The 16513-nt window shown below is 62.2% G+C and carries 19 protein-coding genes; 6 read left to right on the forward strand and 13 right to left on the reverse strand.

The genetic code is table 11. From position 1 onward, the window contains the following. Window positions 1-36 precede the first annotated feature (36 nt). From phoR to AERO9A_RS21460, 13 genes are all read right to left on the reverse strand, one after another. On the reverse strand, window positions 37-1347 hold the full coding sequence (gene phoR, locus AERO9A_RS21400; protein WP_372239714.1) for a phosphate regulon sensor histidine kinase PhoR: 1311 nt from the start codon (window positions 1345-1347) through the stop codon (window positions 37-39). A gap of 48 nt (window positions 1348-1395) precedes the next feature. Then, window positions 1396-2085 (reverse strand): phosphate regulon transcriptional regulator PhoB, encoded by a 690-nt coding sequence (gene phoB, locus AERO9A_RS21405; protein WP_159973902.1) that lies wholly within the window; start codon window positions 2083-2085, stop codon window positions 1396-1398. A gap of 113 nt (window positions 2086-2198) precedes the next feature. Then, the gene (gene ubiA / locus AERO9A_RS21410; RefSeq protein ID WP_159973903.1) at window positions 2199-3092 is read right to left on the reverse strand and encodes a 4-hydroxybenzoate octaprenyltransferase; all 894 of its coding nucleotides are present in this window, start codon (window positions 3090-3092) and stop codon (window positions 2199-2201) included. Window positions 3093-3304: 212 nt separating this feature from the next. Then, window positions 3305-3856: a chorismate lyase gene (locus tag AERO9A_RS21415; protein ID WP_159973904.1), complete on the reverse strand. Its 552-nt coding sequence runs from the start codon at window positions 3854-3856 to the stop codon at window positions 3305-3307. Window positions 3857-4100: 244 nt separating this feature from the next. Further along, complete coding sequence (gene flgN, locus AERO9A_RS21420; RefSeq protein WP_159973905.1) at window positions 4101-4547, reverse strand: flagellar protein FlgN; 447 nt, start codon at window positions 4545-4547, stop codon at window positions 4101-4103. Beyond that, complete coding sequence (gene flgM, locus AERO9A_RS21425) at window positions 4544-4825, reverse strand: flagellar biosynthesis anti-sigma factor FlgM (protein ID WP_159973906.1); 282 nt, start codon at window positions 4823-4825, stop codon at window positions 4544-4546. The genes flgN and flgM overlap by 4 nt, the downstream gene beginning before the upstream one ends. Window positions 4826-4901: 76 nt before the next feature. After that, window positions 4902-5327, reverse strand: coding sequence for a flagellar FliJ family protein (locus tag AERO9A_RS21430; protein ID WP_159973907.1), 426 nt, complete (start codon window positions 5325-5327; stop codon window positions 4902-4904). Beyond that, window positions 5324-6640 (reverse strand): flagellar protein export ATPase FliI, encoded by a 1317-nt coding sequence (fliI, locus tag AERO9A_RS21435; protein ID WP_159973908.1) that lies wholly within the window; start codon window positions 6638-6640, stop codon window positions 5324-5326. The genes AERO9A_RS21430 and fliI overlap by 4 nt, the downstream gene beginning before the upstream one ends. Window positions 6641-6656: 16 nt before the next feature. After that, window positions 6657-7349, reverse strand: a complete 693-nt coding sequence (fliH, locus tag AERO9A_RS21440) for a flagellar assembly protein FliH (RefSeq protein WP_159973909.1) — start codon at window positions 7347-7349, stop codon at window positions 6657-6659. 1 nt (window position 7350) lies between these two features. Beyond that, window positions 7351-8421: a FliG C-terminal domain-containing protein gene (locus AERO9A_RS21445; RefSeq protein ID WP_159973910.1), complete on the reverse strand. Its 1071-nt coding sequence runs from the start codon at window positions 8419-8421 to the stop codon at window positions 7351-7353. Further along, window positions 8396-10096 (reverse strand): flagellar basal-body MS-ring/collar protein FliF, encoded by a 1701-nt coding sequence (gene fliF, locus AERO9A_RS21450; protein WP_159973911.1) that lies wholly within the window; start codon window positions 10094-10096, stop codon window positions 8396-8398. Before fliF ends, AERO9A_RS21445 begins: the two co-directional genes overlap by 26 nt. A gap of 19 nt (window positions 10097-10115) precedes the next feature. After that, window positions 10116-10451 carry a flagellar hook-basal body complex protein FliE gene (locus tag AERO9A_RS21455; protein ID WP_159973912.1) on the reverse strand — a complete coding sequence of 112 codons (336 nt, stop codon included), beginning with the start codon at window positions 10449-10451 and terminating at the stop codon, window positions 10116-10118. Between the two features lie 12 nt (window positions 10452-10463). After that, window positions 10464-11873 carry a sigma-54-dependent Fis family transcriptional regulator gene (locus tag AERO9A_RS21460; protein WP_159973913.1) on the reverse strand — a complete coding sequence of 470 codons (1410 nt, stop codon included), beginning with the start codon at window positions 11871-11873 and terminating at the stop codon, window positions 10464-10466. Between the two features lie 476 nt (window positions 11874-12349). Between AERO9A_RS21460 and AERO9A_RS21465 the strand changes: the two genes are divergently transcribed. Genes AERO9A_RS21465 through flhB form a run of 6 tightly spaced genes read left to right on the forward strand, consistent with a single transcriptional unit; the run spans window position 12350 to window position 16513 of the window. Then, complete coding sequence (locus tag AERO9A_RS21465) at window positions 12350-13189, forward strand: FliM/FliN family flagellar motor switch protein (protein ID WP_159973914.1); 840 nt, start codon at window positions 12350-12352, stop codon at window positions 13187-13189. Then, entirely contained in the window at window positions 13186-13554 is a 369-nt protein-coding gene (gene fliN, locus AERO9A_RS21470; protein ID WP_159973915.1) for a flagellar motor switch protein FliN, read from the forward strand. The genes AERO9A_RS21465 and fliN overlap by 4 nt, the downstream gene beginning before the upstream one ends. Beyond that, the gene (gene fliP, locus AERO9A_RS21475; protein WP_178111164.1) at window positions 13551-14306 is read left to right on the forward strand and encodes a flagellar type III secretion system pore protein FliP; all 756 of its coding nucleotides are present in this window, start codon (window positions 13551-13553) and stop codon (window positions 14304-14306) included. Before fliN ends, fliP begins: the two co-directional genes overlap by 4 nt. Before the next feature lie 13 nt (window positions 14307-14319). Then, the gene (locus AERO9A_RS21480; RefSeq protein WP_159973916.1) at window positions 14320-14592 is read left to right on the forward strand and encodes a flagellar biosynthetic protein FliQ; all 273 of its coding nucleotides are present in this window, start codon (window positions 14320-14322) and stop codon (window positions 14590-14592) included. Window positions 14593-14595: 3 nt separating this feature from the next. Next, complete coding sequence (fliR, locus tag AERO9A_RS21485; protein WP_159973917.1) at window positions 14596-15390, forward strand: flagellar biosynthetic protein FliR; 795 nt, start codon at window positions 14596-14598, stop codon at window positions 15388-15390. Beyond that, window positions 15383-16513: a flagellar biosynthesis protein FlhB gene (flhB, locus tag AERO9A_RS21490; protein ID WP_159973918.1), complete on the forward strand. Its 1131-nt coding sequence runs from the start codon at window positions 15383-15385 to the stop codon at window positions 16511-16513. Before fliR ends, flhB begins: the two co-directional genes overlap by 8 nt.

The raw sequence follows: 16513 nt of genomic DNA on the forward strand, positions 1-16513 counted from the left end.
CCTAGGTTGGGGGCAGTGCGCAGCGATTGCAAGCCATCAAAGGCTGCGCCGTATCATCTGCGCCGGGGCGAACTGGCAAGTAAAGGTGCTGCCGCGGCCCACCACACTGCTGATTTCGAGATGGCCGCGATGACGCAACAGCACATGCTTAACGATCGCCAAGCCAAGACCGGTGCCACCCGTGGTACTGGCACGGCTGGAATCGACGCGGTAGAAGCGCTCGGTCAGACGCGGCAGATGTTTGGCTTCGATACCCATGCCGGAGTCTTGCACTGACAGGTGCGCGCCCCGCTCATCACTCCACCAGCGAATACGGATCTCGCCGTCTGCTGGGGTGTATTTCACGGCGTTGAACACCAGATTGGAGAAGGCGCTGCGCAGCTCTGCCTCACTGCCCTTGAGCTTCAGGTGAGGGTCGGCCTCCAGACTGATGCGGTGATGGCGGTCGGCCGAAAGCGCCTGGGCGTCGTTCTTGATCGACAGCAGCAAGAGGTCAACCGCTACCGGCTGATTGCCCGAGGGGTAGTCGGTAGCCTCCAGCTTGGCCAACAGTAAGAGATCATTGAGCAGGGTCTGCATGCGTGCGCCCTGCTGCTGCATCTGCTGTAGAGCGCGCAGCCAGCGCGGATTGATCGCGTCGACATTGTCCAGAAGGGTTTCCAGATAACCGGCGATAACCGTCAGCGGCGTACGCAACTCGTGGGATACATTGGCCACGAAATCCTTACGCATTTGCTCCAACTGATGCAGCCGGGTGATGTCACGCACCAGCAGCAGGTGCTCACGGTTACCGTACTGGGTGATGTGAATTTGCAGGTAGCGCCGGTCATTGACCGGCGACGGAATTTCCAGCGAATCGGCATAATTGCCGCGCTCGAAGTACTCTTTAAAGCGTGGATCGCGCACCAGGTTGGCCAACGGCTGACCACTATCCTGTGGTGTTTTCAGGCCCAGCAGGGTTTCCGCAGCCAGGTTCCACCACTCCAGATTGCCCTGGCTATCGAGCATCACCACGGCGTCCTTGAGCGCGGCGGTGGACTCCTGCACACGGTCGATCACCGCCTGCAGACGACCGCGCGCCTTCTGGTTGCGCCGTTGCAGGTGGTAAATGCTGTCGAACACCTCACCCCACAGGCCATAGCCATCAGGCGGCGGCTCGTCCGGGCGGTGCTCACGCAGCCATTTGTGCAAGCGCAACAGTTGGCTCAGCGTCCAGGCAAGGTGGATCCCCAGACCGATAGCCAGCACCCAGGCGTATTGGTCGGTAAGAAAACCGAGCAACAGGCAGGCGCCGATCAGCAGCAACAGACGGCGCACCACGGCGCCACGCCAGTCTTGGTTCACGATGCGGCGCTTCCTTGTCGTACGGCAGGCATAAAAGATGTGGGCGGGCGATCAACCCTTGGTGGAGAAACGATAGCCGGTGCCACGCACGGTTTGCACCAGGTTTTCGTAAGCCTCGCCGAGCGCCTTGCGCAGGCGGCGGATGTGCACGTCGACGGTACGTTCCTCGACGTAGACGTTGCCACCCCAGACCTGATCGAGCAACTGGCCACGGGTGTAGGCACGCTCCTGATGAGTCATGAAGAACTGCAGTAGGCGGTATTCGGTCGGGCCCATTTCAGCCGGTTTACCATCGATGGTGACGCGATGGCTGATGGGATCGAGCAGCAGGCCACCGACTTCGATCGGCGTCTCGCTGTCGCTGGGACCCGCGCGGCGCAATACGGCCTTGAGACGGGCGACCAACTCACGCGGCGAAAACGGCTTGGTGATGTAGTCGTCGGCGCCGACTTCCAGGCCCTGGATCTTGTTGTCCTCTTCACCCTTGGCGGTAAGCATGATGATCGGGATATCACCGGTCAGCTCGTCGCGCTTGAGCCGACGCGCCAGCTCGATGCCGCTGGTGCCGGGCAGCATCCAGTCGAGCAGGATCAGATCGGGCTTGCGGTCGACGATGACGGCATGAGCCTGCTGGGCGTTCTCCGCCTCTAGGCACTCGTAGCCGGCCATTTCCAGGGCCACCGCGATCATCTCGCGGATCGGTGCTTCGTCATCGACGATCAGGATGTTCTTGCCAACCATGGGGCCTTAGCCTCTATACGTTCATCTGTCTGCGCCGCATTAGATAACGAAATTATTGCAGCGATGTGACAGCGCAGTGGTACCGCCAAACCTCTGGCGCAACTCAGGGGCTCTCAGCGCAGGGCATAGTCGAGCGCGATCCCCAGGAAAATCGCCAGCCCTGCCCAATGGTTGTGCAAGAACGCCTGGAAGCACACCAGCGGCTCACGGCGGCGGGTCTTGATAAATTCCCAGACGAAACAACCCACGGCGCCGAGCAGGCCAAGCTGGAACCACAGACCCAGCTCGAAGCGCGCACCGGCCAGCAGCAGGCAGAGCAGCGCCAGGCCCTGCAGGGTAGCGATGATCAGGCGGTCGGCGTCGCCGAACAGGATGGCGGTGGATTTCACCCCGATCTTCAGGTCGTCCTCGCGGTCGGCCATGGCGTAGTAGGTGTCGTAGGCCACCGTCCACAGCAGGTTGGCGATGTACAGCAGCCAAGCCTCGGGCGGCGGCAGCTCGCCAGTCACGGCGCTGAAGGCCATCGGCATACCCCAGGAGAAGGCCGCGCCGAGCACCACCTGTGGATAAAAGGTGTAGCGCTTCATGAAGGGATAGCAGGCGGCCAGGGCCAGGCCGCCGAACGACAGCCAGATGGTGGTGGCATTGGTGAACAGCACCAGCACGAAACTCAGCGCCACCAGCACAGCAAACAGCACCAGCGCCTCGCGCGGCTTGACCTTGCCGCTGGCCAGCGGGCGAGCCTTGGTGCGGCTGACATGGCCGTCGAAATTGCGGTCGGCGTAGTCATTGATCACGCAGCCGGCGGCGCGCATGAGGATGACCCCGGCGACGAAGATGAACAGGTTCTTCGCGCTCGGCACGCCCCCTGCTGCCACCCACAACGCCCACAGTGTCGGCCACAGCAGCAGGTAGATGCCGATGGGCTTTTCCAGGCGCATCAACTGGATGAAGTCCCAGGCGCGTGGGTGCAGGCGGGTAGTCGATTGCAGCAGGCGGGTGTACATCGCGGCGTCTCCGTGCAGATTGCGCGGATTATACGGGGCTTACCGCCGTAGGGTGGATGGCGCTTTATCCATCCACCCTTACAGCAAGCGCTTCAACGCGTAGGGCGTACTCGGCTTTGGCTTCCTGCGTCGCTCTACCTCCTGCGCATCCATGCAGTCAGCGCGAAGCAGTACGCCATGGCCCAACAGGCAGCCGGTATAACCTGCGCAGCCTACGCCTCGATACCCGCCGCCCGCCAAAAGTCCGGCAGGAACACCTCGGCCACCAGCACCCCCAACGCGCCCCGACTGAAGCAGGAACGCCGTGCCCACAAGCGCTCTTCGCGCACAGCATCCGGCAGCCAGGCGGCGGGATAACGGCAAGCCTGCAGTTCGCCCCGGTCGAAAGCGCGATCACTGAACAGTAGCTCGCCGAGCGAACGGCTGCCCAGCTCGGCCAGGTTCAACCCGGAACCCTCCAGGGCGCTACGGGCGGCGACGCTACGGGCGAATACCCAGCGCTGTTCATGGCCACGCAGGTACACCTCGCGCACCCAACCCTGGCTGCCATCGGCCACACCAAGCGCGGCACATTCATCGAGGCGCAGACGTTGCCAGCCCTCGTCCAGCGGCAGCACGGAAAAGCCATTCTGGGACAGGGTCGTTAGGCGTCGGGTCAGCGAATCTTCATTGAATAACCACTCGCGCACAGCGGTGCTCGACTGCGGATGCAACTGAGCCTGGGTCAACCAACGGGGCGGATGAGCGAGGGCGGCGTGAGGCACGAAGAGAAATCACCACAGAGCGAAAGCGCGCGAGTCTAGCACGGCGCGGCAGGCGCTTTGAGACCGGGACATGAGCGTCAGGGGCGTTGCGTGGGCCGGGCTAAGATCCGGTTCCGCGTGGGCTAAAGCCCACCCTACAAGGCTGAGGCCGGTAGGGTGGGCTTCAGCCCACCCATGATGTCCAGTCCACCAAAGGCATTCAGCTTGGACTCATGCAGATCGCCGCCCCTAAAGGCCAAACCACTCAATACGGCTGCGGCGAATAAAGCTGCCCGGCACCTGGCTCGCCGAGCAGTTGTTCGAGAATCTCGTTATGCATCGCCAGCAACTTGCCATTGCGCTCGTTAAGGCGCTTGCACTGTCCGGCCAGTTGGCCGAGTTGCTGCCAGGTCAGTTCGAGGTTGTTGCGCTGCGTCTGCGGATAACGCGCCAGCAGCTTGTGCATACCGCTATGGCCACTGCCCAGGCGCAAGGCCGTGAGCACCTTGCTACGACGCTCGGCGCGCTGCCGGGCCTGATCGACCAATGGCAGGATCTGCTCGTTGAGCAAGTCGATCTGCTGGCTGTCCCGCTTGAGCAACTGCTGGTAAAGCTCCTGCATGAAACTACGCAAGGTCAGGTAGTCGGCGCAGTCCTGCTGTAGATCCTGCTCAACGACCTGCAACAACTGTTGCTCACGCGTGGTGGTCACGCATCGCTACCACTGTGATAGGTCAACATGCTGCCAGCCAGGGCTTGCGGATCACTGACCAACTCGCCACGGGCCAGGGCCGCCTTGAGCGTGGCAACCTTGTCCAGATCGACCTCCGGCAGGCTGCGCAGAGCCGACTGCAGCTCATCCAGACGGGGTTCGGTGCTGGCGGCCGGGCGCACGGAACTGGCGCTCGGCTGCGCGCTGACGCTCTGCACTTGGGCCGGCGCGTCGCTGGGCAGGTTGAGGCTGGGCTTGAGGTGCCGGCTGATTTCCATGATTGCATCCAACTCGTGGGGTTATGGCCTAAGAGCGACCGCACAGTGCCTGCACTTAAATACGCGGGTGAAAAAATTACCCGACCTGAGTTCGCCACCAGGCCTGTGCGGCCAGGCCATCCTGAATCTTCTGCTCCTGACGAGCAAGCTCGTCCTGCCACTGCCCCATCTTGCTATCGAGAAACTGGGTGATGACCTTCTCGCTGCGCATGGCCGCCAGCAGCTCACGCTGAATGCGCGCCAGGTTCTCTTCGGCCATCGCCAGCTCGCGCCGCTGCAGCTCGACCATCTTGTACAGGGTCGCCTTGTAGCGCTGCTGGTTGTCGCGTTGCAGCGGCGTGGTCATCGGCACGGTGAAGCCGCACAGGCGACTAAGGCCGGCGATGTTGTTGCGATAGCGCTGACACAGGTTCTGCTGATAGGCCACGCGGCCCAGCATCTGTTGCACCTTGTTGCCGCGCAGACTGGCCAGGCGCCCGAGTACCTCGATCTGCTGTTTCATTTGATGATGCTCTGCAAGGCGACAAGGCTCGCGCCGAGTTCGGCGCTGGCACCGACCTCCTGGCGCAGGAAGCGTTCGAGACTGGGTGCCAACTGCACGGAGCGGTCGGTCTTGGCGTCCATACCGGGCGTGTAGCCGCCCAGCGGAATCAGCTCCTTGATCTTTTCATAGGTGCTGTAGAACTCCTTGAACTGCCGCGCCGCGCCCAAGTGTGCGGGCTGGCCGACCTGACTCATGCAGCGGCTGACCGAGGCGGCAATGTCGATGGCCGGGTAGTGGCCGACATCGGCCAGGCGCCGCGACAGGACGATATGGCCGTCGAGAATCGCCCGTGCGCAATCGACGATCGGATCCTGATGGTCGTCGCCCTCGGCCAGCACCGTGTAGATGGCGCTGAGACTGCCACTGCCGCTCTCGCCGTTACCGGCACTTTCCACCAGCTCCGGCAGCATGCCGAACACCGACGGTGGATAACCCTTGGTCGCGGGCGGCTCGCCGAGGGCCAAGGCGATTTCGCGCTGGGCCATGGCGTAGCGGGTCAGCGAGTCAACCAGCAGCAGCACGTCCTGGCCCTGGTCGCGGAAGTAAGCGGCGATGCTGTGGCACAGCTCGGTGGCCTTTAGGCGCATCAGCGGCGACTCGTTGGCCGGTGCGACCACCACCACGGCCTTGCGCAGGCCCTCCTCGCCAAGCGCATGGAGAATGAACTCCTGCACCTCACGACCACGCTCGCCGATCAGCCCGACCACCACCACGTCGGCCTTGGTCTGCCGGGTGATCATGCCCAGCAGCACGCTCTTACCCACGCCGGAGCCAGCGAACAGGCCGACGCGCTGGCCCTTGCCCAAAGTCAGCAAGCCATTGATGGCGCGCACGCCAACGTCCAGCGGCTCTTCCACCGGACGCCGCTTGAGCGGGTTGACCGTGGGCAGCTCGACCGGCAATGGATCGCGCCCACCCAGCTTGCCACGCTCGTCCAGCGGCTCGCCGAGGCCATTGACCACACGGCCAAGCCAGGACTCGTCGATGTGCAGCACGGCTTCATCCTTGGCCGGAAACACCCGCGAGCCAGCAGCCAGGCCAACCGGCTTCTTGAACGGCATCAGATAGGTGATATCGCGATTGAAGCCGACCACCTGGGCATCAAGCAAACTGCCGTCGGCCTGCTCGACGCGGCAACGCTGGCCGGTGCTGCGCTGGCAACCGAGGCTTTCCAGCAGCAGGCCGGACACGCGCACCAGGCGCCCGGCCACCTTGGCCAGTTGCACGCCATCGAGCGAGCGCAGCGCTTCATCGAGCTTGTAGTCGAGCATCCGGCGCGGCTCCTGCTCAGGCTTCGGTCAAATGCAGGTGTTCAGACAGGGTGTCGATGCAGGCATCCAGACGCTGCTGACAACCGACATCGGCCTCGGCCTGCGGCGTCACCACGCGGCATTCGCCCAACGCCAGGCGCTCGTCAGCGACCAGTTTCCAGCTCGCCGCACGCTCCGGCGCCACCGCCTTGATCCGCGCATATTCCTCGGGGCTGAGCAGCACCTGCACGTCCTCGGGCTCGCCCGGCATGCCGACCAGGGCCTCTTCGACCAGCGCCAGCAGTTGTGTCGGGTGCAGGGTGAGTTCGCAGCGGATGACCTGCTGCGCCACTTTCTTCACCAACTCCAGCAGCTCTTCGCGACGCTTATGTTCCAGCTCGCCCAAATACTGCTCGACCTGCTCGCTGATGCGTTGTAACGGCTGTGCAGCCTGCTCGAATTCGCGCCGCCCTTCCGTGCGGCCTTCTTCGCGGCCCTGGCGCAGGCCGTCGCTGCGGCCCTGCTCGAAGCCGGTGTGGCGCCCGGCCTCCTCGCCTTGCTGCAAGCCGTCCTGATAGCCCTTTTCCATGCCTTCCTGGAAACCCTCGGCCATGGCGCGCTGCAATCCAGCCGGATCGTCACTCCAATCCACCGGGGCTTGGCTGCTACGCGGCGGGAAGCGATAGGGACGCCAGTGGCGGGTATCGCCTTTGATCATCTTGACCGTCATGTCATTCCACCGTCTGTTCGCGGAACAGTTGCACCTGCAGCTCGCCGCTAGCCGACATCTCACGGACCACGGCCATGATGTCCTTGCGCACCTGCTCGACACGGCTCAGCGGCACGGGGCCCTGGCGGCGGTTGATCGACTCCATTTGCTGCGCCTGACGCTTGGGCATCGCACCCTGAATGGCGCGCACCAGCTCGGGCTCGGCGCCCTTGAGAGCGACCACCCACTCTTCCAGTGGCACCGCTTCGAGCAGCGCTTGCAGCACGTCCTGGTTCTGCCGCGAGAGAATGAAGAAGTCGTACATTTCGTCTTCGATGCGCTCGACCAATTGGTCGTCGTGGGCGCGCAGCAGCTCGAACATCTGCCCACGGTCACCCTTGAAGCGGTTCATGATGTCGGCCGCCTGCTTGATACCGCGCACCTGCGAGCCCTGGGTGCTGAGCACCGCCAGGCTGCGCTCGATCAGTTGCTCCAGCTCGGCGATGACGTCGCTGTTGACCTCGCTGAGGTTGGCGATGCGGTACAGCAGTTCATCCTGGCGCTCCTTGGGCATGCATTCGAGCACCTCGCTGGCCATGCCCGGCGGCAGGAAGGCGAGGAATACCGCCTGCATCTGCGCGTGCTCCTTGGCGATCAGCGCGGCGAACTGCTTCGGATCGAGCCATTCCATCTTGGCCATCTTGGCGCGAATCTCTTCGCCATAGATGCTGTCGAGCAGCGAGCGCGTGATCTCGCCACCCAAGGCCTTGCTGAGCATACCGTCAAGGTAGCCACGCGAGGCGCCCTTGATGCTGCTCTGCTCTTTGTAGTCATCGAAAAAACGACCGATGACGTCGGAAACCATCGGTTGCTTGACGTTGGACAAGCGCGCCATGGCCTGGCTGATGGCAACGATTTCTTCACGCGAAAAGTGCTTGAGCACGCCAGCGGAGATCTCGTCACCCATGCTCAGCATGAGAATCGCCGCCTGTTCGGAGGAGCTGAGCGAGCGGCTCTGTACACGCTGGCGCATTTCCTTGGCGGTGGACGCCTTGCCGCTACTCGCCTCAGGCTGGTTTGAGGTCTCTTTCATTACGCCCTATCCATTGCTTGATAACTTCCGAGACACGCTCGGGATCGTTCGTGGCCAGCATCTGCAAGTGCTCGATCTGCATTTCCAGACCCGAGCCTGGCGCTGGCAGGCGAATTTCCGACAGCGGGCTTAGCTCGCTGAGCAAGCGCGCCCCTGGGGAGTCGTCACTCACACGGGTCAGCAGGCGCTCGGCGCTGCGCTCACCCTGCAGCGCCAGCGCATCATCGTCCGTCGCCGCCACGGAGCCAGCCAGGCTACGTTGGCTCAGGCTGCGCACGGCCGGGCGCACCACCATCAGCAGCAACAGCACACTGATCAGCGCGAACACACCCAACTTGGCCAGGTCATGCACCTTGGGGTTCTCCCACCAGGCCAGGCCATCGGCACCGAACTCACCCATGCTGTCGGCGGTAAAGGGAAAGACACTGAGGGTCAGCAGGTCGCCACGCGCCTGGTTGAAGCCCACCGCGCTCTTGATCATCGCCTCCATCTCGGTGCGCGCCTCTGGTGTCCAGCCACCCTCGGGGGCGGCAGCGGCATTGAGCACCACGGCGATGCTTTGCTGACGCAGGCTGAAAGGCGCGTATTTGACGTGTGTAACGCTCTGGTCGTAGTCCAACTGGCGGTTGGACTCCTTGCGCAACGAGGTCGCGGCCTGATTGCTGGTATCCGGCGCAGCCTGATTGCCAGCCTGAGCCTGATTAGCCGCGCCTTGATTGGCGCGCGGGTTAGCAGGTGGTGGCGGACGGTTGGCCAGCGAGCCCGGTACGCCCAAGGCAAGCTGATCGAGCACGCTCTCGTCGCGCACCACTTCATTGCGCAGGCGCGGGTTCTCGCCATAGGCCTGGAAGGTTTCTTCCTTCTGGCTGAAGTCGATGTCGGCGGACACGCTGATGCGGTAGTTACCACCGCCGACAATCGGCGCCAGCACCGCTTCGGCGTTGGTCACGGCCTTGCTCTGGTAATCGTCAACCACCTGCCAGTTCTGCAGCGGCCCGCCCAACGTGTCGATGCCACGTGAAAGCAGCGCACCATACTGATCGACCACCTGCACGTTGCTCGCCTCCAGTTGCGGCACGCTGCCAGCCACCAGATTGACGATGGCGCTGACCTGCTCCGGCGCCAGTTTGTAGCCTGGAACCAGTTGCAGCATCACCGAGGCCTTGCTCGGCTCACGCTTGCCGACCACGAAGGAACTGCTTTCCTGCAGCGCCAGGTGCACGCGCGCGCCCTGTACGCCCTTGAGCGCCATCACCGTGCGCGCCAGCTCGCCCTCCAGGCTGCGCTTGAGGCGCACATCCTGCACGAACTGACTGGTACCCAGCGGTTCGTCCTTGTCGAACAGCTCATAACCGGCCGGCACCTTGACCTGCACGCCTTTGGCGGCCAAGAGCATGCGCGCACGGCTGAGCTGATCCTCACGCACCAGCACTTGGCCACTTTGCGGATGCAGGTGATAGGCGATGGCTTCACCATCGAGCACCTGCATCACCTCAGCCGCCGGGTAGGACTCGCCCGCGCCATACAGCGGACGAAAACTGCCCGAGTCACGCCAGAGGTAGAACACCACGCCCACCGCCAGCAATGCAGCGACGGCAGCCAGGCCAATCAGGCCCATGCGCGGATCGATTTTCAGGCCGCCGACAGGCAGCTTGCTTTTGATGGTCTGCAGCACGCAAGGCTCTCCGAACCGCTTACAGCGGCAGCTTCATGATGTCGTCGAAGGCCGTGGCCAACTTGTTGCGCACCTGCATCAGGGCACTGAAGGAAACGCTGGCCTTCTGACTCTGGAGCATCGCCCCGACCAGATCATCACTCTGTCCGCTGTCGACAGCCGCCATGGCAGCGCTGGATGCATGCTGCTGACCATCGACGGCACGCACTACGTCGTCGAAGGCCACGGCGAAACCGGGCTGCTGCGGCTGTGCAGCAAAGCTCTGCGCAGGCTTGATGACCGAGGCATCGCTCAAGCTCTTGAGCTGCTCCATGCGGCCCAGCAGATCCTGCTGCACCTGGGTAATCGAGTTCATCCTTCGCGTCTCCTAAACGGGTATCTGTACGCCCTGCTCGCGCATGGCGTTGAGGCGATAGCGCAATGCGCGCGGAGTCATGCCGAGGCTTTCGGCAGCCTTGGTCTTGTGCCCGCCGAAACGGCGGATGGTATCGATAACGTGCTGGTATTCGGCCCACTTGCCACTGGCCCGCAGCGCCGCCTTGCCACCTTCAAGTAGCTGCGGCTGCAAGCGCGGCGCGGGTTCCACAATGGCGGCAGGCGGTACAGCCAGGCCCAGATCCTGCCCCTGGATGTACAGACCGTTACGCAGCACCAGGGCGCGCTGCAGGCAATTTTCCAATTCACGCACGTTGCCCGGCCAGTCATGCGCCAGCAGCGCGCGGCAGGCATCTTCAGTGAGCAGTTCCTGACCAGCATCCTGCGGGGCGTACTGACGAATGAAACGGCGCGCCAGCGGCAGCACGTCGTCCTTGCGCTCGCGCAGTGGGCTGATGTGCAGCGGCAATACGTCGAGACGGAACATCAGGTCGGCGCGGAAGCGCCCCTCGGCCACTTCTAGCTGCAAATCACGGTTGGTGGCGGCGATGATGCGTACATCAAGGGTGATTTCGCGGCGCCCGCCCAAGCGCTCGACACGCTGCTCCTGCAACACCCGCAACAGCTTGGCCTGCAGGCCGAGTGGCAGCTCGCCAATTTCGTCAAGCAACAGGGTGCCGCCATTGGCCAGCTCGAACTTGCCCGGCTGAGCACTCACCGCACCGGTGAATGCGCCCTTCTCGTGACCGAAGAGGATGGACTCAAGCATCTGCTCGGGAATCGCCGCGCAGTTCACAGCGATAAAGGGCGCACCGTCCTGTGCCGAGAAGCGATGGATATAACGCGCCATCAGTTCCTTGCCAGTACCGGTCTCACCCGTGATCAGGATCGGCGCGCGGGTCATAGCCACACGCTGGGCCATCGCGAGCAGACGGCGACCAGCCTGTGAGCAGGAGACGAAGCCCTCATCGCTGGCACTAGCCGACTCCTGGCGACGCAACAGCGCGTTCAGTTGCGCCTCACTGAAAGGTGCCAACAGATAATCGACACAGCCCAGTTCGAGCAACGCGGCGGCCTTTTCCTGGTCGGCGTATTCCACGACAGGCACCACGCCCACGCGCCCGGCCTGGCGCAGGATCGCCCCGACCTGGGCATACAAGGTATTACCCGCCAGACTGCTGACGAACACCAGCACCAGGCTGGCGCCCTCCAATGCCGACGGGTCGAGTTCCAGGCAACTGGCGAAACGCCGTACCGGGAACCCCTGGCGCTGCAGACCACCCGTCAGCAGACGCTCGCTGGCCGCATCGGCCTGACCGATCACGACAATATGTGACTGCCCCAACTGCTGCGCGAACAGTTCTTCGCAGGCGTAACTTACCGTTTGAGTTGAGTGCTTCAAGGTAAATCACCCGTTGTCTTTAGTCTGCCAGTCGGTTTATTCGCCCCAGCGTTTAAACCTGCCAACCCGATGACAGATTTTTTTCACTTGGCCCCTTAATCTTTTGAAACTTTCCGTCGCTCTTGATGACCAATAGGGGTACATCCACAGCTCCCTTCATTCATGTGCGACGGTTCACGGCGCGAACGCTAACAAGCGCACAGAAAACCGCCGAATTACTTGGCGTTAATTGCTATCAGTGCTAGCCACGTATGCTCAAAAACAGCATTTGATATCTATTGATTTAATTTCCCGCCCTCTCGCCCCCTAGACTCCCCTCCGTCATCACTGGCCTGCAGCGCTGCCGCCAGGTTGCCTCTGACAACGGCTCGTCATCGCGTGGCAACACAGTTCGACAGCCCACCCATACCGCCCGTACCGCCCACCAAACACCCTCGGTGGCCCACGCCGTTACAACCAGGAATACAGCCCACAACATGACTGGCATTAAAAAAGTCCATCATGGCGTGCCCGCCGACAGTCTGACCCGGTTGAAACCGCAGAAACTCGGTCGGCATTACCACAAGATCCCTCATTACATTCGCGAACTGTCCAATAAATATCCGCGGATCATCAGTGACTACTTTCTGCGCAACTACCGGATCAACTTGGAGTTGCTCAAAGTCGATGTTCACGAGCAGGTGGCGCAAGACGCCGAGTGCGTTTATCGCTCGCCGTACGGCAAGGTCGGCTTCTCCATCGAGCGCGCTCTGCTAACCGAAGCGCTGGAGTGCTACTACGGTGGCACCTGCTTGCCGAATCATGAGGCGCCGCCCATCAGCACCTCCGAACAGCGCATGCGAACGCGCCTGGGCATGGACGTGACCCAGCTATTCGCCCGCTCGATTCTCGCCGGTAGCACCTTCGGCAAGCTGGAAACCTACGACAACGCCTACGACGAAGCCGTGTGGGAGTACGTGGCGCAGTTCCACTTCACCAGCCACATCACCGGCAGCCAGGCGTCGATCTTCATTTATCTAGACACGCAGTTGGTCGACGAATTGACCAGCCGCCTGACACCTGCGGCCCCCACCTCACAGCACGGCAGCTCACTGAATCAGATCCGCAACCTTCCAGTACGCCTGGATTGCGTGGTGGCCAGTCTGCAGATGCCACTGTCGCAAGTGCTCGCGCTGCGTCCAGGCGATGTCCTGAGCATGCGCCTGCTGGAACGCTGCGAGGTGCAAATCAACCAGCAGAAGTTGTTTCGTGGCGTCATCTTCGAAGAGGACGGCTCCCTGTTACTGACATCTCTTGAGAGCGTGAAGACCCCATGAGCAGCTCCATTTCCGATAACGATTTCGACAGCCTGATCAACGATACCGGCCTGACCAGTGACGAGAACCTCAGCGAGCCCACTAGCGAACCCACAGCAGCCCTGCCGCATCAGGATCTGAGCTTCTTCGGCAAGATCCCGGTCAACGTCACCTTGGAGGTGGCCTCCACCGAGATTTCCCTCAAGGAACTGATGGATGTCGACGCCGGCAGCGTCATCGCGCTGGACAAGCTGGCAGGCGAGCCGCTGGACGTGAAGGTCAACGGTGCGCTGTTCGCCAAGGCCGAAGTGGTGGTGATGAACGGCAACTATGGCCTGCGCATCGTCGAGCTGTCCGGTAACGGCCTGAACGGGATCGGCGCATGATCGCTCGCCGCCTGCTGCATACGGCCCTGCTGCTGGTAGCCCTGGGCTGCCCGCTGCTGGCCCAGGCCGCCGGTGGCGATATCACCCTGTTCAACTTCAACGACACCGAGAACGGCCAGACCCTGAGCGTCAAGCTGCAGATCTTGCTGGTAATGACGCTGCTGGGCTTCCTCCCGGCGATGTTGATGATGATGACCTGCTTCACCCGCTTCATCATCGTCCTGGCCATCCTGCGCCAGGCCATCGGCCTGCAGCAGAGCCCGCCCAACCCAATCCTCATAGGCATCGCCCTGTGCCTGACGCTGCTGGTGATGCGCCCGGTGTGGCAGGAGATGTACACCCAGGCTTACGTGCCCTTCGAGGCCGACGAGATCAGCCTCGAACAGGGCCTGGGTGAAGGTCGGCGCATCATCAGCCAGTTCATGTTGGCGCAGACCAACAAGAACTCGTTAGACACCATGGTCAGCCTGGCCGGCGAAGAATTACCCGAAGACCTCAGCCAGTTGGATTTCTCCCTGCTGCTGCCGGCCTTCGTCCTCAGCGAGTTGAAAACGGCCTTTCAGCTGGGCTTCATGATCTTCTTGCCGTTTTTGGTGATCGATCTGGTAGTCGCCAGCGTGCTGATGGCGATGGGCATGATGATGCTGTCCCCCATGATGATCTCGCTGCCGTTCAAGCTGATGGTGTTCGTACTGGTCGACGGCTGGACGCTGCTGGTCGGCACCCTGACCAGCAGTATTCAGCCCTACTAGCGAGACCGCCGCGATGCTCACGCCCGAACACGCCGCCGAGCTGGTGGCCCACGCTGTCTACATCACCGGGCTGATCGTCTGCGTGCTGGTAGTGCCGAGCTTGCTTGGTGGCCTGCTGGTGAGCATTTTCCAGGCCGCGACGCAGATCAACGAACAGATGCTGAGCTTCCTGCCACGCCTGCTGATCACCCTGGGCATGCTGCTCTTTGCCGGGCACTGGATCTTGCGCACCCTGAGTGACCTGTTCATCGAAACCTTCAAACAGGCCGGGCATCTGGTGGGCTGAGCCATGTCCGAACCCGTGCTGCACGCCACCAGCTACCTCACCAGCCTGCAGGCCTATTGGTGGCCGTTTTGTCGCATCATGGCCCTGTTCAGCATGGCGCCGCTGTTCAACCACCGCGCGGTGTCGGTGCGCGTGCGTATCCTGCTGGCACTGGCGCTGACCGTCGCCCTTGGCGCCTCACTGCCGGATATGCCGCAGATTGATCCGCTATCGCTCAAAGGCCTGCTCACCGCCCTGGAGCAGATCGCCTTCGGCGTGTTGCTGGGGCTGACCCTGCAACTGGTGTTCACCATCTTCATGTTGGTCGGCGAGGTGGTGTCGACGCAGATGGGCATGAGCATGGCGCGCTACAACGACCCGGTGAATGGCGTGTCGTCCTCATCCATCCTCTATCAGTTGTACTTCATCGTGCTGGTGCTGCTGTTCTTCGCCATCGACGGCCATTTGCTGACGGTCAGCGTGCTGTACCAGAGCTTCCTGTTCTGGCCCGTCGGCAGTGGCCTGCACTACCTGGGCGCGCAGAGCTTCGTGCAGGCCTTCGCCTGGGTACTGGCCGCCGCCGTATTGGTAACCCTGCCGATCGTCTTCTGCCTGACCCTGGTGCAGTTTTGCTTCGGTCTGCTCAACCGCATTTCACCGGCGATGAATCTGTTCTCACTGGGCTTTCCCATCAGCATCCTGATGGGCCTACTGTGTGTGTACCTGACGTTGCCGGATCTGCCCGACAACTATCGGCATCTGACCCGCGAGCTGCTCAACGGCATCGGCGTAATTCTGCGCGAGGGCGGCGATGTCTGAGCACAGCAGCCAGGAAAAGACCGAAGAGGCCTCCGCGCACAAGCTCAAAAAGAGCAAAGAGGACGGCCAGGTCGCACGTTCCAAAGATCTGGCAACCACCATTTCCCTGCTGGCCACGCTGTTCATCCTCAAACTGTGCGCCGGGATGTTCATGGAAGGCCTGCACGACAGCTTCCGCCTGTCCTACATCCAGTTCGGCCACAGTGAGATAGGCCTGGATGATCTCGATACCCTGCTCGGCTACAACATATTGGTATTCATCAAGCTGCTCGCGCCGCTGCTGCTCACCTCCCTGCTGGTCGTGGTGCTGTCGCTGATCCCCGGCGGCTGGGTGTTTTCCTCGAAGAACTTCGCACCCAAGCTGAGTAAGCTCAACCCCATCAGTGGCCTGGGGCGGATCTTCTCCGCGCAGAACTGGAGCGAGCTGCTCAAGTCAATCCTCAAGGTACTGGTGCTGTTGGCCGTGGGCTATCTGCTGGTACGCAGCGCCATGCCCGAACTGATGGCGCTGCAGCGCACCAGTGTGGTCGAAGCCATCGCTGCCGCGCTGGATCTGACCTTCAACCTAACCCTGTGCATGCTGCTGATCTTCGTGCTGTTCTCCTTCATCGACATTCCGCTGCAGCGCTTCTTCTTCCTCAAGAAAATGCGTATGACCAAGCAGGAGCGCAAGGAAGAGCACAAAAATCAGGAGGGTCGCCCGGAGATCAAGGCACGCATCAAGCAATTGCAGCGGCAGATGCTGCAACGCCAGATCAGCAAGGTGATCAAGAATGCCGATGTGATAATCACCAACCCGACACACTACGCCGTTGCCCTCAAGTACGACATGAAGAAAGCGGCCGCGCCCTTCGTACTGGCCAAAGGCGTCGACGAAACCGCGCTGTACATGCGCCAGATGGCTGCCAAACATACGCTCGACGTGGTGGAAGTGCCGCCACTGGCGCGGGCCATCTACTTCACAACCCAAGTCAACCAGCAGATCCCGGCACCGCTGTACACCGCCGTGGCCCACGTGCTGACCTACATCCTGCAGCTCAAGGCCTGGCGCCAGGGCCGCAGAAGCAAGCCGCAACTGGCGAGCAACCTTCCGATTCCCGACAGCTTGGCCAACAGGGGCTGA

Origin of the sequence: Pseudomonas sp. 8Z (assembly GCF_902506535.1) — a bacterium.
Taxonomy (GTDB): domain Bacteria; phylum Pseudomonadota; class Gammaproteobacteria; order Pseudomonadales; family Pseudomonadaceae; genus Aquipseudomonas.